This is a genomic window from Pseudomonas sp. 2024-210, assembly GCF_045062345.1.
Taxonomy (GTDB): domain Bacteria; phylum Pseudomonadota; class Gammaproteobacteria; order Pseudomonadales; family Pseudomonadaceae; genus Aquipseudomonas.
Window position 1 is genome coordinate 19,145 of sequence record NZ_JBJGEJ010000023.1, and the last position, 22,786, is coordinate 41,930.

Consider the following 22,786-nt stretch of genomic DNA (forward strand, 5'->3'; position numbering starts at 1 on the left):
CTTACTTGACTTCAGGCAGGCCCAAGACCCGCTTGGCGATCACATTGAGCTGAATTTCCGACGCGCCGCCAGAAATCGTCAGGGCGAAACTGTTTAACCAACCGCGGGTAATCGCCTGTTCTTGTGGACTGAACGCAGCCTTGTCCCAGCCCAGCGCGTTAACCCCCATGACATCCAGCAGCACCTCAAACTTGTCACGCTCCTGTTCGGTGTGCACCAGCTTCATGATCGACATCAGCCCGCTGATGTCTTGCCCCGCGCGCGCTTCTTCGCCCATGCGCTGCACCGTCAGGTTGTAGCTGTGCTCGTTCATCGCGCACGCCACCGCTCGCGCCACCAAGGACGACTCGCTTATCCCGGCGGGTTCGGGCAGGTATTCCTGCACCAATGGCAGTAGGTGGAAATGTGTCGGCAAGCTGAACTCGCCGAATTTGGACATGGCTTTGCGCTCGTGCTGCAACAGGCGCTTGGCCAAGTTCCAGCCGCCGTGCAAGGGGCCAATCAACTGGCTTTTAGGCACTTTCACGGCGTCAAAGAACACCTGGCAAAACGCCGATTTACCGCTGATCAAATCTATCGGCGCAACACTCACACCGGGGCTTTTCATGTCCAGCACAATCAGGCTGATGCCCGCGTGTTTACTGGCGCTGCCATCGGTTCTGACCAAGGCGTACATCCAGTCAGACTTGTCGCCGTAGGAGGTCCAGATCTTGCTGCCATCCACCACAAAGTGATCGCCCTCATCGCGGGCAGTGGTTTTCAGACTGGCCAGATCAGAGCCGGCATTGGGCTCGGAAAACCCCTGACACCAGCGAACCTCGCCACGGGTCATAGGGGTCAACAGGTTGAGTTTTTGCTCTTCAGTACCGAACTCCAGCAACACGGGGCCCAACATCCATATGCCCAGATTGATTTGCGGCGGGCGGCATTTAAGGCGGCGCAGTTCGCTTTCCAGAACGGCGTTATATTCCGCACTCAGGCCGCCACCGCCATAGGCTTGCGGCCAGTCGGGGCAGAACCAGCCTTTGTCACGCATGCGCTCGAACCACAATTGGGCGTCAGCATCGGGAAACTCGACGTCACTGCCTCCCCAGACCAACTCCCCTTCAGGAATGGCTTTACGCTGCGATGGCGGGCAATTGGCCTCAAGCCAACTGCGGGTCTGCTCTCTGAACTGTTCAATCGCGCTCATGTAATTTCCTTTCGGATGGTAATTCCGTAGCCGCTGCCGAGGCACGAAGGCTGCGATAAGGGCCGCAGGACCTTCGCATAGAGGGCCACCCATCGCAGCCTTCGTGCCTCGGCAGCGGCCACAGGTTTTGCCGTGTTTTCGCTGCGATTCAGCGCTGGGTGCGCGGCATGCCCAGGCCGAACTGGGCAATCAGCTCACGCTGGATCTCATTGGTGCCACCCCCAAAGGTCAAGGTCACCGAGGCACGCACTTCGTACTCCAGTTCGCCTTGCATCACTGACGCGGGCGAACCGCCGCGAACCAGCCCTTTGGCACCGACGATGTTGCTCAACACGCGCAAAATCTCGATACCCGATTCCGAGCCATACACCTTGGTGGTCGACGCCAGCGCCACGTCCATGCGGTCATGTTCGAGGTCGGCGGCAATGCGCAGATTGATCAGGCGCATCGCTTCGAGTCGGGCATAACACTGCGCCAAACCAGCCCGAACCCACGCTTTGTCAGTCGCCTTGACGCCGTTTTCGTCGGCTTCGCGCGCCCACATCAAGACCCGGCGAAACAATCCGACCACTTTGTCCGACCAAGCGCCCAGTCCCAGACGCTCGTGGTTCAGTTGCGCGGTGATCAGCTTCCAGCCGCCATGCAACTCCCCCACCAGCATGTCGCGGGGCACTCGCACGTTGTCGTAATAAGTGGCCGCCGTCGGATTGCTGGTGGTCGGGATAACGGTGGTCGAGAAGCCCTCTGCGCGGGTGTCCAGAATCAAGATGGACACTCCCTTGTGCCGCAGCTGTTCGGGGTCGGTACGCGCAGCCAGCCAGATGTAATCGGCCGACTCGGCGCCCGATGTCCAGAGTTTGTTGCCATTGACCACGAAGGTGTCGCCCTCAAGCCGGGCGGTGGTTTTCAGTACCGCCAGATCGCTGCCTGCATCCGGTTCGGAATAGCCGATGGCGAAAATGATTTCGCCTGCCGCGATGCCCGGCAAGAATTTGGCTTTTTGTGCCTCGGTGCCGTAGGCCATCAAGGCGGGCCCCACGGTGCTGATGGTCACAAACGGCAGCGGTGCTCCGGCAATATTGGCCTCTTCAAAGAAGATAAATTGCTCGGTAGGGCCATAACCCTGCCCCCCGTGCTCCTTGGGCCAGCCCACGGCCAGCCAGCCGTCACGGCCCATCTGGCGGATGGTGTCTCGGTACAGTTCGCCGCCTTCCTTGCCGCGCAATTGATCACGCAGCTCAGGCGTCATCAGGGTTTGGAAGTAATCGCGCACTGTATGGCGCAGCGCGTGTTGCTCGGGCGTGAGGTCGACGTACATTCAGGCTGCTCCCAAAATCAGACCGCTGGTGGGTACGCCCGTACCGGCCGTGACCAGTACGTTTTCAACACTGTCCACCTGATTGACGGCACTGCCGCGCACTTGCCGTACGGCTTCAGCCACGCCGTTCATGCCGTGAATATAGGCCTCGCCTAACTGCCCGCCGTGGGTGTTGATCGGGAACTTGCCGCCACGGGCATGGTGCCCCGCGCGAATAAATTCCTTGGCTTCGCCCCGCTCGCACAAGCCGAACTCTTCAAGCTGCGGCAATACAAACGGGGTGAAATGGTCGTAGATCACTGCCGTCTGCAACGCTTCTGGGCCCAGGCCTGACTGGCGATACAACTCTTTGGCTACCACGCCCATTTCCGGCAGCCCGGTGATGTCATCGCGGTAGAACGAGGTCATGATTTGCTGACCAGAGGTAATCCCCTGTGAGCCAGCCTTGATCATCACCGGTTTTTGGCGCAAGTCTTTGGCGCGCTCGGCTGAGGTAATCACCATCGCCACTGCGCCATCCGATTCCTGGCAGCAATCAAGCAAATGCAGCGGCTCGCAGATCCAGCGTGACGCCTGATGTTCTTCCAGAGTGATGGGCTTGCCATAAAAGAACGCCGCCGGGTTGGTCGCGGCAAAATCACGGACGGCCACGGCCACGCGGCCAAAATCTTCTGACGTTGCGCCGTAGGTGTGCATATATCGCTGGGCAAACATGCCGACCCAGGACGCGGGTGTATGCAAGCCGTGGGGCATGTACCAGCCGTAGTTGACGTTTTCAAAAATCGGGGTGGAAGCAAAGCCGTAACTGCCGCTGCCGAAGCGATACCACGAACGCTCGTTCATGGCGCGATAGACCACCACCACCTTGGCCACACCGGTCGCCACGGCCATCGCCGCGTGCATGATCGGCGCACAGGCGGCACCTCCGCCGTGCGGCACCTGGGAGAAGAACTTGACGTCTTTGCAGCCCAGCAGGCGGGCAATTTCGTATTCCGGAACTTTGTCCACGGAGTACGAGCTGAACCCTTCAACTTCACTGGGATCAATGCCGGCGTCTTTAAGCGCTGCCAGTGTGGCTTCCATCGCCAGACGCAACTCAGTACGGCCAGAGTTCTTGGAAAATTCAGTGGCACCCAAACCAACAATGGCGGCGCTACCGGAAAGTGACGATTGCGTCATGTGTGCTGTCTCCCGCTATCAAGGCAGAACCAGCGCGACCGTACCGGTCACGTGGTTGCCCATGGAATTTTTGCCGCTGAGGGTGATTTCCACCGTGCGGGTGGCGGCATCCTGGCCCGTTACGGCGCCGTTGAAGGTCATGCAATCGCCGGGGTAGTTAGGTGCACCGAGCTTGATTTTCAGCGACGTAAAACGCGCTGCCGGGCCGGCCCACTCTTCGACATAGCGTTGCACCAGACCGTTGGTGGTCAGGATGTTCATAAATATATGCGGTGAACCCAGCGCTTGTGCAGCGTTGAGGTCATGGTGACCAGGGAAATAGTCGCGGGTCGCAATCGCGCCCCCCGTGACCAGGCCCACGGTGATCGGGATCGCCAGAGGCGGCAGTGCTTCGCCGGGGCGCACGTCATCAAAGCGCTTGGTGTTCTTCAAGGTCATATTTCCATCCCAGCTTGTCGTTGTGGCTCAGCCAATCGCCGAGGCGTTCAAGGCTTGCTGCCGATCCGCCCAGGGCACTGCCCAGCGCGCGGCTCCAGTAGAGAAAACGGTGCATCGGATACGTCAGGTCGACGCCGATACCGCCGTGTACGTGCTGAGCGTTATGCCCGATCAGATGGCCCGCTTCACAGGCCTGCCAAGCGGTGGCCAGCGCTTCGCTCGGCGCAGGCAAACCGGCGTCGAGGCGGTAGCACAATTGCCACAGGCAACTGCGCAACGCTTCAAGGGCGATATGGGCGTTAGCCATGCTCATTTGCACCGCTTGAAAACTGCCAATACTGCGGTCGAACTGGCGGCGGTCGGTGACGTACTCCACCGTGCGGCGAATCTGTTCGGCGCTGACGCCCAGCTGCAATGCCGCTAAGGCCGCTGTGCTGCGCGGCTCCAGCCACTCCAGAGCGGCCACCGGCAGCAACTGCTGCGCCGTAATGGGCAGCCCCACAATCTGCAGATCGGCAATCGCTTCGCCGTGGGTCATTCGCCCCGGCATATGGGTGATCCCCTGAGCCGTCAGCTCGATAAACGCCAGACGCGGCTGACCTTCAGCGTTGACCAGCAGTAAAGCGGCCTGTGACTGTTCAGCCAGTGCCAAGGCGCTGACCCGGCCACTCAGGCGCCATCCACCTTCCACGGGCTGAGCGTGCAGCGTCATCCCGTGGGCAGTGTTCAGCCCGCTCAAGTCCAGTGTCAGCAGGGTACGCCCCGCCGCCGCTTCAACAGCCCACGCGTGCAAGGCCGGATCAGCGAACTGGGCCAGTGTCGCGGCGGCCAACTGATGGCGCCACAACGGCACTTGCCCCAGTGCACGCCCTTGAGCCTCTAGAACGCACAGCAACTCGGTCATGCCCAGCCCGGTGCCGCCCTGATTTTCAGGGATGGCCAGGGCCTGCAAACCGGTCTCCACGCACAGTTGCCACAAGGGCTCCATATAGGCTTGATCGCGGGTGTCGAACTGGCGTAAACGGTCATCGGTGCAATAGTCGGCAAACACGCTTTGAGCCATCTCGGCAATCGCGCGCTGATCCTCGGTCAATTCAAAATTCATGCTAAGCCCCCTGCTCGGCGACAGGCCGGAACATCGGCAAGGTCATTTCACCGTCGAAGGTCTGGAACTCAAGCTGCAAAGCCTGACCGATACGCAAGTCCTCACGGGTAACGCCCGCCAGCCCCGCCACCAGACGCACACCCTCCTCAAGCTCGATCAAGCCAATGGGATTGGGATGATCGAACGGCGCGACTTCGGGGTAATGCATGATCACAAACGAATACAGGCTGGCGCGGCCACTGGCCTCAACGCTGTCCCAATCAAAGGAATGACACTCGATACAGACCGGTGCAGGCGGATGACGCAGGGTCTGGCATTGGGTGCAGCGCTGAATCAACAACTTGCCCGCGTCGCAACCTTCCCAGAAAAACCGCGTGTCATCGCTCATGCCCGGTTTCGGGCGCTTGATCACCGGCGCGGCCTCGGCCTTGGCCGGTTCGGCCTTGACACTGTGATCCTTGGCCGGGCGGAACTTGAAAACGCGAAACAGCAGCTCGCCCACCGCCTCGTCGCCACTTTTGTGCTCGACGAAGTAACTCATCACCAGGGTGACAAAAAAGCCGGTGCCCAGGCCCGTGGTTTTCTCGTCGCCCACCGCGTCCAGACGCGTCGTGTAGTAAAGCTTTTCGCCCGGGCGCAAATTGCGGTTAAAGGTCAGTTCAGAGTTGACCGCCACCACAGACGGATAGCCGTAGCTCTCGATCAGCTTGAGCACTTCATACGGATTTTCCGTGGTCGAGCCCGGCGGGTAGTTGTTGGCATGAAAGCCTTCCAGGCACCAGACCTGCAACATTGCCGGTGGTGCTATCAGCCCGTCCTGTTCGCTGTTGGCGGCCGTGACCGCATCGGTGTACAGCGGGTTGTCGATGCCCATGATCTCGCACCATTGGCGAATCATCGGGGCGTTGACCTCGTCCCAGGCGTAGACGCGACCATATTCGCGCCCCACCAGGGCGCGCACGTCGGTTAGCAATTGAGCATCAGCCACGTTCGTCTCCTGCGTGTAGAGAACGGCAACCCACTGGTCGCCGCTTAAGGTCGATCAGTGCGCAGCGCTCTGCGCGGCACCCAGAAAAGCCGGACGCTCACCGCCCCCGTGCAATAAAAGATTGCAGCCACTGGCATAACCGGCCATGGGCGAAGCGATAAACAGGCAGGCGTTGCCAATGTCTTCGGGCAGCGCCATGCGCCCGGCGGGAATCCCGGCACTGACCGCGGCAATACCGTGCTCATCGCCGTAGTGCAGGTGTGATTGCTCGGTTTGAACCAGCCCCGGACTGACCGCGACCACCCGCACCTTGGGCGCCCATTCCACCGCCAGTGACTGCACAAGGGCCAGCACACCGGCCTTGGCCGCACCATAGGCCGCAGTGCCGGGCGATGCACGCAAGGCGCTGATACTGCCGATAAACACAATGCAACCGCCGCTGACCTGTTGCTGCATCAGGGCGTTGGCCTGCTGCGCAACATTCAGGGGGGCGATCAGATTGAGCCGGATAATGCCTTCGTGAAAGCGCGGCGAAGCACTCGCGGCCTCGGCCGCCGGGCTGCCACCTGCGTTATTGATGACCACGTCGAGGCGGCCGAAATCTGCGCGAATACCGTCAAACAACGCCTTGAGCGAATCCAGATCACGCACGTCACAGGCCATGAAAATTGCCTGCGCGACGCCGCCCCGAGGCAATACCTCGGGCGCCGCCCTGCCACACACAATCACCTGCGCGCCGGCCTGGAGAAAACTGCTGGCGATCCCGGCCCCGATACCTTTGGTACCGCCGGTAACCAACACCACCTTACCGCTGTAGTCCAGCCCTGAGAGTTGGCCCATGACACGCTCCTCTTCTACTGATAGAGCCACTCTAAGGACTACGTTAAGGCTGCTCGTCGTCTGAACGGACGATGAAGCGCGCGCGCGTCAACGCAACACTCCAGCGCAGGCTGTGCTGACAGCCCCCTGTTCAATGAGGACCCACATGTCTGACCCGACTGCCGCGCCGGTATTACTGGAATTTCCGGCCCTAGGCGTGGCCCTGCTGCGCCTAAACCGCCCACAAGCCACCAATGCCCTGAGCCTTGAGCTGCAAGCCTTGCTGTCGCGTTACTTCACTGAACTGGCCGAAAACCCTGAGGTGCGCTGCATCCTGCTGACCGGTGGGGACAGCGTGTTTGCCGCGGGCGGCGACATCAACAGCATGGCCGGTGTGGGGCCGATCGACATTTACCAACGCCATACCGAACGGGTCTGGGCGCCCATCCAGCACTGCCCCAAGCCGGTGATTGCGGCGGTCTGTGGTTATGCCTATGGCGGCGGCTGCGAATTGGCCATGCTGGCGGACATTATCGTGGCGGGTACCAGCGCAAAATTTAGCCAGCCTGAAATCCGTATCGGCATCATGCCCGGCATTGGCGGCACCCAACGTTTGGTAAGAGCAGTGGGTAAAGCGAAAGCCATGCGCATGGCCTTGACCGGGCAACCGATCACCGCTGAAGAAGCCTGGATTTCAGGGTTGGTGAGTGACGTGGTCGAGGATGGGCAGGTACAAGCCCATGCGCTGAAATTGGCGACCTTGATCGCCGCCATGCCGCCTTTGGCCGCTGAGCAAATCAAGGAAGTGATCCTGGCCGGTGTGGATGCACCGCTGGAGACTGGCCTGGCATTGGAACGCAAGGCCAATGCGCTGTTGTTCGCCTCGCGCGACCAGAAGGAAGGGATGCAGGCCTTTATTGAAAAGCGTGCGCCCAGGTTTAAGGGGAACTGACCTGGGTCATATTCCAGACCACCAGCGGTCATATAAATTCAAAAAGGTTCATATATGGTCAATCTAGAATCAGAAATATCCTACGCTTTTGTGTATTGATTCATACCTCTCAGCCTTTAGGGTTGAATACATGAAAGCGGTTACTCATGAAATAAAGCAGCCCAAAGATACTGCCGCACAGGCGACAACGGCCTCGCAGCCGATTAGTGAACAAACACATCAATCGATAGCGCCCGCCTTATTAATGGGTGCCCCTCTCACCTCTGGCACTCACAGCGAGGGCATCAACGGTCAAGACGAAGCCTTTTGGCTATCAATCTCGTCACACATGCTTGAACAAGCCTTTCAAGTCATGCTGGACTGGCTATGGACCGCCATTAAGGATCGCTACGCCAAGGAGATTGAGTTCCTGAGCGACGCCACTGAACTGTCAGAGGCAGTGCTCGACCCAACGCTGTCAATGATCGATAAGTGCGCCCGGATCGTTGCCTTTCTTGACATTCAAAAAAATAAAATTCCCCAGATAAAAGATGAGATTGCAGTTGTTCAAATTTTACTGCGCATCGTCACTGATCTGGGTAGAGCGGGTAGCACTGTATTAAAACGCAGCGTCCTCACGGTCGAGCATCTTGAAGACCTGCTCAACAACCCTGCTGTTCAAGCATTGGCCGACCACAGTTCGATCAGCCCGTTACAATCGTTGATTGCATCACTCAAAGAGTGGGCTCTCTGGATAGAGCGCTTATCCAAGGTTTCATGGCAGTCGCCTGAAGCCATAGTCAAGGATCTTGTGGAAGGCAGTTTTTTGCCTGACTGGATGAATAATTTTGTTGTTCAAGGGCAAAGCTTGTACGCACAGTTGCAGAACTACTTCGAGAGCTCCGCAGCCCCCACCGACCATACACACAGTGAAACGCAGCGGCGCCTGAAACATCATCTCATCCAGTTCAAGGAGGCTGACGGGGTCGAGACAAAATTCGCCATTTTGATGAGCGTGTTGGCAGATGATCAATCGCTCGCACTTATCGAACAATACGTGCCGTCAGCCCTCCAAGGGCTGTTTAAAGTCTATGCCATGGTGCAACCTGCTCAGTTCAAAACGGGCAGACCGGAAGAAGGTGAAGACGATCCTTCTGGCCTGCGAAAAGCATTACTGAGCATTGATCACTTCACCAGTCAGGTATTTGTCGATCAACTCAAATCTGAAGGCGGCGTTCTGGGCGAGAGCGTGGCCGAGCCGCTGACCAAAATTAGAGCCGTGCTACGCGGCTCCGCCAGTCAGGAAGCAGGGTTCAACATGCTTTTACGCCTGACTGACCCGCAAATGAGCTGGCTGGATTTTGCTGAAAACAGTGCTCTGGAGCTACTTGCGTTGCCCAGTGCATCGGACGTTCTGGTCGGGATGATCAGTAACATGGTGGGCCAATTAAAAATTGCGCGCGCGTTGTCCAACGTCCCTGACAATCAACTCTGGGAGGAATTCAAAGCAAGCGATTGGCACCAACTGCCCGTCTTGATAGCGGGCGCTATTCAAAGGGATTTGCAAAAAAAGCCTTCACAATTGGCGCTGGCCCTTAACACAGCGGCGGATTTGCCAGAGGGTCTGATCCAGCAAGTGATCGATCAGGTCACGCGCATCGCGCTGTCATGGAAGGACGACGATTGGGCGGCTTTTATAAGCGAAACCCAATTGGCGATGACAAGTCTCATAAAGGTATTGCATCAATCCGGGCGCTTTTTGCCGAACAAAGTACAGAAGGCAGTTGATATAGGTCTTTGGCTGGCGCGAATGATTTCGCACCTGATGATGTTTCGCACTATGTGGAATCTGCGCTCGGGCAAACAAGTACTAGGACAAATGGCGATCGAAGAAATACGCCATCACGTCAATAGTTTTGCAGGGGATCGCGCACTCTGGGCTTTCGATCAGGCGTTGCCTTGGCTCCCGCTTATGCCACCGCTGTACACATTATTGAAAACCCTGCCACCCATTGAGCCCGGGCAGCAGGTCAAATGGGTGATCAACCTTTTAATTCGTCTCTATAGCCTGCGGGCCATGGAGTCGGACGAAGCCATCGACCTATGCGAAAAAGTAGAACGTGTCGCGCAGCAATGGCTGGCCGATATACCCGTTGAAATGCTCGGCCCCGCAGTCATTGCGGAACTCAAGTCGCAACCTAACGCACTAGTGAAAGCTTTCTTCACAGGGCTGAGAATGGCAGAAGCCACGGCGACCTACATCAGCCCGTTTATTGGCAGCGTTACCCGCTCACTGCATAACAGTATGCGCGGTGGTATGGGCGAAATGCGCTTGACGCCAGCCCAACAATTACTGTTTCTGGGGGTAGGGGCTGCAAGTATCGGAACCGTTGGTGCTGCACCTCTTGTTGGAGCGGTTACTGCAACAGGTTTAACAATCGGAGCCGCCGCCACAGTCTCCGTGGCAGGTGCTATTTATGGTTTAGCAGCCGGTTCCAATGTGCAGCCCTCTAAAGTAACGCCCATAGCATGGGGCGCTTCCGCCAGTAGTTCGATTGGGCTAGGCATCCTGTTTGCCTGGAAGGCACACCAGAGCAGAAAACAACGTTTAGAGGCAACACCTGATGAAGAAGCTTACTCTGCGATAAACAGCAATGGACACTATAAAGCGGACAGTACAATTGATCTCGGCAATGAAGAAAGTGATAGAGAAAACATCGCTTTAAATACAAATTTATCTAAACCAAGTAAACAGCATGAGCGGCCGGCCCCGATGTTACACCCGGCCATCTATGGAACACTGTCAGCGGTTTTTTTTGCCGGTTCGCTTTACGCAATATGGTCTGCCTATAAAGCATCGCATAAAAATAATCGCGTGCTTGAGCAGTTGGATAAATTACTGACCCAAACTAAGGAAAGTATATTTTCTGATAATAAAGAGCAGATCATCAAACACATTGGGGAGTTCTTGCAGCTGACTCATGATTTGAATGCTGTCACATCGCAGCCTGCCGACAGTGGTCAATCTCCAGATAACACGAGTGAAAGGCTGACAAAGCGCGACGCTACTCATTTGACAGCGTCGAATGATCCAGGCGATATCCACGAGCAAAGCTTCAACTCCGACGAACTCATGACGGAGGCTCTTTATACGTCTTCAGATGAACAGGACGAAGACGTAGGAGAATCTCAGCTTGCAGAAGAAGATGAAGGCATAGAAGAAGAGCAAGAAGATCAGATATTGCCCCTGATGCGCGAAATCCTGGAACTGGAAGTTAACCTGAATTATCTACGGGCAGAAGGAAAGCCCGTTAAATCTTTGCGCGTTTTGCGCACACGACTAGACATATTAAGTAAGCAACTGGCAAACACCCAAGCGCTGATGAAAAGTGCCGTACACGAATCTAACAAACGCCTTACTGTGAAAAATGTCTATGCCTATACCTTGCTGCACGAAATGAAAAACTTCTACCCTTCCAATATAGCCAACATCTGGAGTCAATTCGATCCACGCGCACCCATTCCCTTTAGTTTTACCTCACAAGACGGCAAAATCCTCGCCACTCAAATCCCACTGGTCAATTTCCTGAACGGAGGCATCGATAAGAGGCTGATAGAACTCAAGGGTCGCAGGCCCATAACGTTCAGCAGTAGGTATGCCAACACTGAAGTGGCACAAGAATTATTAGAGGGCTTAAAAGATTACGTCCCCGGCAAATGGACTAAAGACAAAACACTCAATAAAGTCATGGCACAGAAGGATGTCACTGCCAAAACACCCCCTCCGACGACCGGCGACAGACTGAGCATTCGAATCAATAAAGAGGGCGCCGAACCCGAAAGCATCGCGCTTTCACTGGATATGTACATACGCCAGTTGTATACACGCAAAGACGCCTCGTACACGTCAGATGACATAACGTGGCCAAGTCATTATCCGGAAGAATGGAAAAAAGAGTTCGCCAAACCTAGTTTCAAAAAAGCGTATATGGCCGGCGTTACTTCTATGAAGCAATGGAATGCGCGAAAAGAAGATGAAGACACCTTGACCCTTCAATTTATCAAAGCGCTTTGGCAAGAATCGACGATGGCCAGTAAAATTGGCAATCATCCTCAGTTAAAACTGATGAGTCTCGATTCAATTATCAGTCTGGAAGCAACCAACAGTGAAGGTGCCAAAAAACTCACACACATGTCACTCATTAACTTCTTTATTGAACAAAGCGAACGTTCAAGTCAAACTACCCATGCGACTATCAGTGACCCTGCAGGATTGTTGATAACGGATTCATTGCTGCGAGAGTTCATACAGGAATGCGAGCATGCTCGACTTAAAATCATACAAATTTTGCAGCTGGAAAAAGCCCGCCAAACATTGAATGTACCGACGACTGAAGGACTCCTGCAAGAGGGTCTCGATGCAGCCGTCAAAAAACATTCGCCCGGCACTGCTTATCCGGGCAAGCTCCAACTCAAAGACACTATAAAAGTCAAATTCAGCATGAACTATAAGGACTTCCTGAATGCGACACCCCTGGTTATTCCTAGAATAATCCAAGAGATCACAACGTCTCCGACCGAGCCAGAGGTTAAAGAATTTACGCTCAGTCAAATTATGAGCAAACTGGCTTTGCGTTATGGAGACACAAAGGGATTTCTATATATTCAATACGATATCGAAAGAAAATTCCCGCGCGAAATAATTAGGTTTTTACACAGTGAAGACTGGCAAGTTAATTTAACTGGCCAATTGGAAGCCTATAAAGCGGATGACGTGCAAAAGCAAGCTTGGGCAACTATTTTTAGCCCCCGACTTGATGCAAAAATACCCCAGGCCTATAAAAACGGCCCCATCACCTCGATAAAATACAATGCCAGGCCCCTGCCCGGTGTATTCAAAATACGCACAGGTAGAACCAGTTTTCAGTTACGTTCGATTTTCAGCCCTACTTACTTTGAATTTAATGACCGATCTCAGATGCGGCGTGCACATGATTTGCGACCCCGCAGAAGCAACGAGCCCCGTCGACAGCACGAGGATTTTCTTCCTTGGCTCCGAGAACATCAAGGCACCTATTTCAACGATAATTATGGCCGCTCAGCGTCAGACATCGTTGGAAAGGGGCTGGGTGCGAACAGTACAACTTATGAAAATTTTCACAGCGACAAATACCCTCAAGATGATGTGACACTGGACACACCAGTACTGATGTCTAAACTGATGTTCGACCATCTGGTAACTCAACTAATAAGCGATGTCGATGTCTTTATAAAATCTGATGTGGAAGTGTTCGTTCATAAAATATTCCAGTTTATGACTGACCTGGGCCTCTACATTGGTTTGGCATTACTTCCCCTCAGTGGCCCCATTGCATTGTTATTATCCGCGGGTCTCGCTGCGCTCCCTTTTTTAGAGGCAACCGTTGCGGACACTCAAGAAGAAGCACGGAGTATTTTCATGACAAGCCTCGTTAACGCACTTGTCGATTACACGTGGGGAGGCATAGGGGACGTTCCAGGTGTTAAAACGGCGTTAGTAGGCCACTTGGCCAAGTCACAAGCCTATCTTGCTCCTGGAAGCAAGGACATCCTGAAACAACTAAGTAGAAAATTCATGTTGCTCAATACGCCAGGTGGTAGCGCCGCCTATAAAGAACCTTGGGACTATGTTGCAGGCAGGCTGGTGAAGTTAGGTTATAAACCCACAAAGACGTTAAGGATCAAGGGCGCCCTAGAGCAAGCTTATAAAAGTCCAATCAACGCTGACAACACGGCCATTTTGGAAACTTTCCTGGACGTTATCTATTTGAAGGTTATTTTCAGTGAGTTGTTTATGGTCAGGAAAGGTGAGCTCATTACTATCATGACTCAGAACACGCTCCCTGATACCGGCTCACATTTGAAACATGTACTTGTCAGCCTAGGTGAAGGCCGCTTTCAAGGCATCGGTAATAACGTACTGCATCCCAATTTAGATCCCGCCCCGTCCATCCTTACCGCTGATGATTTGGTCAAATTAAGCGAGGGTACTCTTTTCAGTGACGTTCCTGATCCTGATAGACAGCCGCTGTTTTTTGCAAAAGGCACGATCAAAGATCAGCCAGACCCGCCAGAAAACAACAGCGTACCGACGACGACTGAAGCATCGACCACAGCACAGACTTATGACGCACCCCGTCAAGTTCCGGATGTCATCCAGCAAACTATCCCTGGCCCCTACCTAAAAGACCCTTGGCATAAACGAAAACTTTGGTCAAATCGCTATGTGCTCGAGCACTTCATTGAGACCCATTCACCAGGGTATTTGAGACTTAAAAACACTCACTTAGAAGCGTTCACGATGACCCTCTCCAGCCAACAACAACTGACTATCGATTGGTGGTTAAAACCATCCTCCCTCGCTGCAGATCAAGAACACCATTCGCCTGCTCTTGAGTCGTCCGGAAAATTCAACGCCACGGCATTTGAACTCGCACTGTCGACCTATGACAGAATTGTCCCGTTACTGCTCAAAGACCCACAAGCAACTTATGAATTGTATACACACCAGTTAAACCAGAGTGGCTCACTGGTTGATGAAGATTTTTTATTCCGAAACGAGGGTTTCTCATTCCAGCCCAAATATTTAACGTTGAGTGATTATGGTGCTTTGGGTGATAGTTTCTTGGTAAATCTCAGCGCTTCCGATATAAATAAGTACTTCACCCACTACCTTACCGTTAAGGATATTCAGGGTCGCGTCAATATTAACGCTCTGGGCCTGCTGGACTATTTGCTGACTGTTCAATTTCAGATGGACCCTACCCCCTGGCCTGCGATCATCACCCGCGAGTACCTAGAGGAGCGTTTTGAAGGACTTACCTATAGCTTAATTCTTGCTGATATTCTCACTGAGTTTCTTACTCTAAATTTTGATTTAGGGTCATCTCCACAGACTGGCACTCAGTTTCTTGTTTCAGCCTCAGGAATTTCCGCACTCCTTAAATATCTGGCATCTGAGAGCTCTTATATCCTCATTCAACCTCTCAATATGTCCCGGTACAGTCAGGACCATCCACAGTCGCAATTTGATACAGACCTGAGCTCGTTAAAAAATAAAGTAAACGCCAATTTAGCAACTTGGATCGCGATCATAGGCTATGCAGGGGGCCTACCTGAAGGCATTATGCCGAGCGCGCAACCTCTGAACAATGCAACCTACTCTGACGCTTCAACTCCCCAAGCTTTTCAACTGATAGGGTCAATTACCATTCCAGAGGATCAAATCGTACCGATTGGCCAAAATGTTAATATATATATCAATGATGGGACCACTAAAACTCATACTCACACTATTACACTTCCCGCAGGATTTACTTCTCCCGCCATGGCAGCGTACTACATTGCTGACGCTATAAATCGCGACATGTCAAAGTTGAAAATGCCGCTGAGTAACGAATTAGAATTCACGGTAGTTGCTGGCGACCTTATTACATTCAGTGGGAGTAATAGTTCGAATACCAGCTATTACGTTAGAGCAACCCCCAAAAAACAAATATATATTCACAGCAATTTGAACATGTTAGGTATCCCACGCACCTTCCAGGTGCTCGTAGAATTGGGAGACGATGATGACTTCGATCCCTACGAATATGCCATGTCGCATATAGAGAGTTTACAGTCTCAGTAGACTGTCTTTTTTAACTCTTATTTACCCAACGGTTTGTGGCAGGCGTTGAGGGGCGCGCCATTCTCGCTCCGTTAACGTGTCTGCATAATTCGACTCGGCACACCTTTTACTCCCAGTGACCACTCATACCACCAAGTTGGCAATGTAGCGCAAGGCCCATGCGCAATTGTTTGTTTTGCGCAACCTGACCAAAGTGATTCAGGCATTTATTGAAAAGCGGGCAGCCAGGGTTTGAAGGTAACTGATCACGAACGTACCAACCGTCGCAATCATCCAGATTCGTTTCATTTCATTCAATTAAAGTCGAGAACCCTCCTACACTAAAAACTACCATTTCACTCAAGCCTGCTCCTTATAAGGTGGTTAGCAATGGGTACGACTGCGCTCGAAAAACCTGTCGCCCCCCCCGTGCAGAAAGTTGCGCCTGACCCGGCAAGCCAGCATGTTCAAGGTGGTCTGGAGCCTCTTAACTTTATCGCCCCCGGCAATTTCGTTCAGCTCAGTTCAACTGACACGTCGGGTCTTGAAGAGAGTATTTGGCAGCCCATGATCGAGGCGCTGCTCCTGCAAGCGGGCAAATCGTTTCTGGACTGGTTCTGGCAAGGCCTCAAGGATTACTTTGCCGAACCCTTGGCGCTGTTGAATGGCTTCCAACAGCTGACAACTGTGTTAGTCGATCCCCAGATAACCGTGCTTGTCAAAAGCAAGGCATTGCTTGATTTTCTGCAGGCTCAGCCCAGCCTCAAGCCCGCGATAACCCCCTATATCGCTATTGCTCAACGCCTTCACCACATCATTGAAGTGCAACAGCAGCGAGCTGCATTCACTCTTGCGCACAGTGTTTTGACCCTCAAAAGTCTGGTTGCGCTGGCTCATATGCCCGAAGTGCAGGCGCTTGCTGGCAAGCAAACCCTCGCCCCGGTGCAACATTTGTTACGTGGCGCCCTGGAGATGGGGCAAACCTGGCTGCAGCTCTCCCAAACATCGTGGGACTCACCAGAATCAATGCTTGAGGGTCTGCGCAAGGTCGACGTATTACCCGGGTGGGTCATTGAAATTGTCGAGCAGGGTCAGCGCCTCTATGAGGCGCTGGATGCGCTGTATGTGCAGGCGGAATCTCAAGCCGAAATTGAAAGCGCTCCTCCGCTGAAACGCTTTTTGACTCAGTTCAATGAAAGCAACGACGCCTTGGGGAAATTCACAGCGCTGTTTTACCTGTTAGTTGACGACACAGCGCTGCCCGTCCTCAACAAATACGCTGGAGACGCGTTTGGCGGCCTGTTCAAGGTATTCGCGCTGCTTAAAAACGGTCATTAGGTCGCGGCGCCAGAAGACACCAGCGGCTTGAGTGCCGCCCTGCTCACGCTTGATCACTACACCAGTAAACCCTTTATTGCGCGCATGAGCGGTGCAGGTCAAGTCGGGCAGATGATGGCTGAGCCCCTGTCCTTAGCGCACGCGGCACTGCGTGGCTCAGCCAAACAAGAAGCGGGCATGAACATGGTGCTGCGCTTGTTCGACCCCAAACAGACCTGGACCCGTTTCGCCAAGGAAACGATCGCCGAGGTGCTCTGGCTACCGGAAAAAGAGCATGTCTGGAAACTACTGACCAGTGACGTTTTCCAGCACGGAAAAATGATCCGGGCGCTGTCGCAAGTGCTGGATAACCAGTTCTGGGAGGAGTACCAGACGGCCAGCTGGCATGAACTGCCCGCCGTGATCGGTAGCACTCTGAAACGTGATCTGCAAGCTCCCGACTCCCATTTCGTCCGTGCTCAATCCATTGCCAGCGGGGTGCCTGCAGACCTTATGCAGCCCGTATTGACAATGACAGCCAGCATTATTGCCTCCTGGAAAGGTGACAACTGGAGTTTTTTTTTAAAGGCCTCAACGCAGTCGGTCACCGACATGGTGAAAACCATGGCCAGCAAGGGCCAGCTGCTGCCCGACACTCTGCAGAAAGTGTTAAACGCCTGCCTGTTTCTGACAAAAAACGTTGCCCGCCTGATCAGTCTCTGGAGTTTGTGGCACGCCACGCATGATAAGCAGCAACAGGGAAACGAAAGCGTTGCTCTGATACGTCAACTGCTGGTCGAACATGCCGATGACACAACAGTGTGGGCCTTTGATAAGGCCCTTGTATGGCTGCCCGTTTTGCCAGGGCTTTACCGAGTATTGAAGCATCTTCAACCCATAGAAGCCGGTCAGCGTATCCAGTGGGTGACCCGTCTATTGGTCAGTTTGTATAGCCAGCCGGAAGTGCAGGCTAACCCTGAAATTATCCAGCTGCGTGAACAGGTGCAGCGCATCGCCCAAGAGTGGTTGGGTGCCATACCTGATGCTGTGTTGGGAAAGGCGGTGATCGAAGAAGTCGAGGCGCAACCAGGGCCTGTGCAAAAAGCGGTGATCAAATCACTCTATCTGGCTATCGATGCTGCACCGCCTCTACTGCGCTTGATGAAGAGTGCCGTTAACTATGCCAGTGCAGGTCTTCTGGAGGATGTCATAAGGGGCCTTTTACAGCCGCAGCCATCACTTGTGCCATTGATTATGTTTTTGGCCGTAATACCCGAAAGTTCCGAGGCCGTCAAAGAGGCATCGACGCCTAAACCTGAACCTGAACCTCAACCTATTGATACAACGCCCGTACTTGGGGGAGTGACAGCTGTCACTTTCATGGCCGGGATGGTATTGGCTTTTAAGGCCCGTAAAAGTTATCGCGAAGGACAACTGGCGGCACAGAAGCAGGAGGAAGAAGCTGATGCCGTCGAATCTTTAGTCATGTCACCTGTTGTACAAACTGGCGCTACTTCAGAACAAGACAACCTCATTGAAAACACGACACTTCCTGACCTTCCCGTCACCAAAAATAAAGCCAACAACTGGAAAATTGAAGCGGCTTTGGCGGGGGTTTCTTTATTAGTATTCTCAGCGTCTGCTTACGCTCTGTTCAAGCAACACACATCTTCTGCCACGCTAACAGCGTCTGATGCAGCCACAAAAATTGAAAAATTATGCGACACCCTGCTCGTTATGCTGGCCGTTCCTCAAGAAGAAATAGAGTTGACTGCGGACGCGGTTGATCAATGGCTTAAAGCGTTTACAACTGAGGTCGCAACACTCAATGAATCATTGGCGTCTTTTGATGCTCTTTTAACTCCCCCTCCCTCTGATGAAACAAACACGTCTCCCAGCCCGCCCTCTTTAGCACGTCGAAAAAAACGAGACACTTCTAGCCAAACTCAACAAAAACTTGAAGCCGTTTTTAACGTTGTTGCCGTGCCGATCAGCCAAACTACCGCCCCGAACTTGCAAAGCCGGGCCACGATAGAGTCCGATATCAAAGCGACGAAGATAGAACTGGCAGGCTTTATCAACGAACTTTCTGAACGGACACGTCAGACACAAGAACCGTTTATAGAGAACAACCAAAACTATAGAAGCAAGCAACAATTCGACAAACTTGTAAAATTAGTGCCTGAACATTTAGAGGATTACAATGCAAGGATTAGCCGCAACGCTACACGAATCAGAAATGAACTAACACCTGCAATCAATGACCGAACAGCCAGATTGAAATTTCTTGTAGATGCACTCGCAAAAAAACCAAAAGTGCATGAACCCATACCTCGTCAGAGCCTGTTTTTCCCCTACGAAAATATTACTCCAGCGGTCCCTATAGAGGGCATTACGACAGCCCATGCCCTCATTGCTTATCGCTGGGATAACGTCAACATTGATACCCACGGAAAACTAGAAGGTTTTAAAGTTGAAAACACACTTGTCCGCGCGCTAGTTTATTGCAACCACCTCATCGAAGAGATTGTCAAAAAACGTGACGAGAATATCGCGACGAATCCAATGACGTTCACAACACGCGACCAATACAACCAAGATATGCTGGTCTTTTTTGACACTCGAGAAAAAATCCTGGACTTGATTGAGTATCAATTTATAAATAATAAACGCATTGATGCGCGATCCTTAGTTCGTAAAAATCAAGACCGAGAAGAATTTATACTCGGCAGAATCACTGAAATCCTTGACAACTATTTGCCTGAGCGCTCGCTGACTGCCCAAAGCCTATTCGATGTTGAGTACCATTTGCCCGCCATGATACACACAGAGCGCTTTACACTGATTCAAATTGCTAAGGGCATCCACACACTCTCAAACAACGCTCGCTCCCCATCAGTATGCGTTGTCAAATGGGCTGAACTAGACTCGCCTCCAGCACAAACAGAAATACTCGCTTTGAAGGATGAGTGGCAGATTGTCAAACAGATGACTCGAGATTCTGACCGAACCTCTGAGCTTATGAATGCAGCACAATCAGCCGACCTTACGGCCTACGATATACGTCCCTACTCAGAAACGTATATCAAGAAAATAGCGGCGACACAAATTCCAGCCTTTCAAAATCGCCAGGGCATTAGTGGTAGCACTCGCGTATGGGAAAAAAGAGAAGAATATATCAACCCAGACAATAAAAAAATCTCGAGACGTACTCCACAAGCACCCCGCTATCAATCCACCAACTTATTAGAAATTTTGTGGGGGATCACTGAAAAAAGGCTATCCGACACTGTCCGCATCCAACTGACATACAGTCACTCCCCCCTGTTCATGGGGACTACAGAAACCGGCGCTGCTAAAGTTGCCAAAGCGCTTATCTATCGAGATTTTTATACGCACTACATCGGGGTTATTGAAAACGCCTTTAAGGACGCTGAAACAATCAAGCTGCAGCAGGAGTTGATAAACATCAAACTCCGTTCTTTGAAAGCTTATGAGTTTTTCAGCTCAGTGTCTTTAAACGGCCGAGTGCTACCTGGCGTTGTTTCGGGGTTTAAAAATCTCAACGACCACATTATTTATTCTTTTCCAGATGATAAACTCTGGAAATTTGACACCCCTATTGCCGTGCACAATGCCTATAAAAACAATACCGATGACTTTAAAACCTTCATGGACAGCCGTCAATTTTACAAAAATTACTTAGCCAACGAAGACAACTTAGGTATGTCACTAGCATTCGAGCTATTTACAAATCCCGCTGAAGAAATCATAAAATCTTATCAGGAACGTTATACGGAAGATGCCGACTTGCTGATCCACTCAAAATCTGAACTTCAGACGCTAAAAATCCTGGAGCAGTTAAAATTTGGCTGGTGCCTTATTTCTGTATTTATAGGCGCATTCACCGTACCGTCTACTATTCTCGGCTTGGTTTTCGGGCCCTTGGCACCTCTGATACAAAGTTTCGTGGCGGACCTGCCTGATGAGAAAAATACCTACCTGTGGGAAACTGCAGCAGCAGGGGTTGCAGAACTCTTGTCCAGCATACCTAACGTCCGCGGTTTTTTGGATTCCAAAGTGACCCGTAAGGCTTTAGGGCTCTCGTCGCTGGTTAAAAATAAACCCATCCCGGCCGCTTTTTTCACTGAACAGGGTATGTTTAAACGGGTGCCACTTAAGCTGATGGACAAACAGCCTCTGGTCATTCCTTTGGGGACAGTACTGCAAAAACCCGGTGATGTAGACTCACCCGCAGAACCAGTAAAAAGCTTCACTACGGTACTGCCCGGCCCATATAAAAAAGATCAGTGGCGTAAAAAAGAATTGTGGGTCAATCATTACGTCTTCACTCAATTCGAGGCGTTAAAAAAAGCGGGCTCTATTTCGCTCAATGACGACCACTACCAATACATGACACTGAGCTTTTTACCAGACGCAGTCAGCAGCAGTCGCTGGGAATTCGACTCCATGATAGCGCCTGCATCAAGTACCTCTTCAGGCCAACCTTCCAAGAGGAAAAACAGCAAAGGTGCCACGATGGCTGAGGTGCTGAAAGATTCGAATGAATATCTTACAACACTTTTAGCATCCCATCCTGTCAGCTATAAAGTGTCTATTGATGGCCAACCCGATTCCTACTCTTCGGGTGACCTTATCAGTGACGACGCTTTATCCTCGGAAGGTATTCGTTTTTTTGATCAGGTCAATTATACCGCCCCGGACAACAATGCTTATTGCGATCGCCTGCTGCTCGCACTGGACATGCCCACAACGATCCTTTATTTCACTAAGACCTTAAAGAATAATAAGGTCAACGGCGGTGAAAATAGCAACGCACTCGACATGCTCGACTACCTCATTTCTTATGACTCGACAGCGCGCTCTATAGTTTGGCCTTCCAGATATAACCAAGACTTTATTGACACTACTCTGTCTGCGTTAAGCAGCAGCTACATTATTGCTGAGTTGCTGCTTGAAATGCTTATGACTAATATAGACAGTCATTACCGGGTCAGCATAGCTCCCTTTTCAAGGTCGGCCGTCAAAACGTTTATACAACGGCTTGCTGCTCAGGCCGCGGCGAACATTGGTTATCAACCCCGCTACGAATTCCCACGCTACTACCTGACTGGCTCACTATTTCTCGAAGAACTTAAAACACTCAAGACTCAACTGACTTCTAACCTTGCCACGTGGTTAGTTATAATCAATTATTCCGAAGGTGCTGAACCTGATCAAGCCACTGATGAAGTTATAGTATTAGGCGGCTCCCGTTCTGCTCAACAAGGGAGTTCATCAGACACTGCAAACCACCTAGGGAAAGATGTTCTAGTGCATGACATTGATCAGCCGGGCATACCTTTAGAGCTTCAACCGGAGGCGGTATTACCCCTTGCCTATGCAGACACGTTTGTCGACCGTACTCCCGTAATCGGTGAAATCACGGCCCGCTATTTGTGGGATAAGCCCATTTCCGTTCGTGACGGAGAACGGGTGCGTATTAGAGTCAAAAGGCACAACTCGAGAATCACGGCCAAGGAAGGTATTTATGAGGTTCCTTCAGGTTCGCGCGGTCCGCATGCTTTCCCTCATTTCGTTGCAGAACTCATCAATCGTGAATTCGACAACAAGATCCTGTTCTCGAATACACAGGTACGTGTAATCGCCGGCACCCGAAAAGAGGTATTTGACACGCACAAGAAAGTCACAGGTTATACCTACTCTTTGGAGGTTGCCGACAGGATCAATATTTACAGTGATATTAATCTTGTGAGCCCCGGCAACAACCCGTACGAGATCATTATCGACTTCATGAATGAATATGGATTGCCCATCGTTTAAACCCATC

Annotated in this window: 11 protein-coding genes; 4 read left to right on the forward strand and 7 right to left on the reverse strand. The window is 52.3% G+C overall.

The genetic code is table 11. The features are described 5' to 3' along the window. Position 1 precedes the first annotated feature (1 nt). The 7 genes from ACI7MX_RS21530 to ACI7MX_RS21560 all read right to left on the reverse strand — a co-directional run bounded on the left by ACI7MX_RS21530 (position 2) and on the right by ACI7MX_RS21560 (position 7,060). Positions 2-1,192, reverse strand: a complete 1,191-nt coding sequence (locus tag ACI7MX_RS21530; RefSeq protein WP_314486585.1) for an acyl-CoA dehydrogenase family protein — start codon at positions 1,190-1,192, stop codon at positions 2-4. 148 nt (positions 1,193-1,340) lie between these two features. Next, positions 1,341-2,510 (reverse strand): acyl-CoA dehydrogenase family protein, encoded by a 1,170-nt coding sequence (locus tag ACI7MX_RS21535; protein ID WP_405585797.1) that lies wholly within the window; start codon positions 2,508-2,510, stop codon positions 1,341-1,343. After that, complete coding sequence (locus tag ACI7MX_RS21540) at positions 2,511-3,689, reverse strand: lipid-transfer protein (protein ID WP_122784355.1); 1,179 nt, start codon at positions 3,687-3,689, stop codon at positions 2,511-2,513. Between the two features lie 18 nt (positions 3,690-3,707). Continuing rightward, complete coding sequence (locus ACI7MX_RS21545; protein WP_314486590.1) at positions 3,708-4,127, reverse strand: MaoC family dehydratase; 420 nt, start codon at positions 4,125-4,127, stop codon at positions 3,708-3,710. Further along, the gene (locus ACI7MX_RS21550) at positions 4,099-5,232 is read right to left on the reverse strand and encodes an acyl-CoA dehydrogenase family protein (protein ID WP_405585802.1); all 1,134 of its coding nucleotides are present in this window, start codon (positions 5,230-5,232) and stop codon (positions 4,099-4,101) included. Before ACI7MX_RS21550 ends, ACI7MX_RS21545 begins: the two co-directional genes overlap by 29 nt. Position 5,233: 1 nt before the next feature. Continuing rightward, positions 5,234-6,220 carry an OB-fold domain-containing protein gene (locus ACI7MX_RS21555; protein WP_314486594.1) on the reverse strand — a complete coding sequence of 329 codons (987 nt, stop codon included), beginning with the start codon at positions 6,218-6,220 and terminating at the stop codon, positions 5,234-5,236. 54 nt (positions 6,221-6,274) lie between these two features. After that, on the reverse strand, positions 6,275-7,060 hold the full coding sequence (locus ACI7MX_RS21560) for an SDR family oxidoreductase (protein WP_314486596.1): 786 nt from the start codon (positions 7,058-7,060) through the stop codon (positions 6,275-6,277). A 145-nt stretch (positions 7,061-7,205) separates the two neighbouring features. Here ACI7MX_RS21560 and ACI7MX_RS21565 point away from each other — a divergent pair, with 145 nt between their 5' ends. From ACI7MX_RS21565 to ACI7MX_RS21580, 4 genes are all read left to right on the forward strand, one after another. Further along, positions 7,206-7,991 carry an enoyl-CoA hydratase gene (locus tag ACI7MX_RS21565; RefSeq protein WP_405585806.1) on the forward strand — a complete coding sequence of 262 codons (786 nt, stop codon included), beginning with the start codon at positions 7,206-7,208 and terminating at the stop codon, positions 7,989-7,991. Positions 7,992-8,121: 130 nt separating this feature from the next. Then, positions 8,122-15,639 (forward strand): hypothetical protein, encoded by a 7,518-nt coding sequence (locus tag ACI7MX_RS21570; RefSeq protein WP_405585809.1) that lies wholly within the window; start codon positions 8,122-8,124, stop codon positions 15,637-15,639. Between the two features lie 369 nt (positions 15,640-16,008). Beyond that, positions 16,009-16,956, forward strand: coding sequence for a hypothetical protein (locus ACI7MX_RS21575; protein WP_405585812.1), 948 nt, complete (start codon positions 16,009-16,011; stop codon positions 16,954-16,956). Positions 16,957-16,983: 27 nt separating this feature from the next. Further along, positions 16,984-22,779, forward strand: coding sequence for a hypothetical protein (locus ACI7MX_RS21580; RefSeq protein ID WP_405585815.1), 5,796 nt, complete (start codon positions 16,984-16,986; stop codon positions 22,777-22,779). The last annotated feature ends 7 nt before the right edge of the window (positions 22,780-22,786 follow it).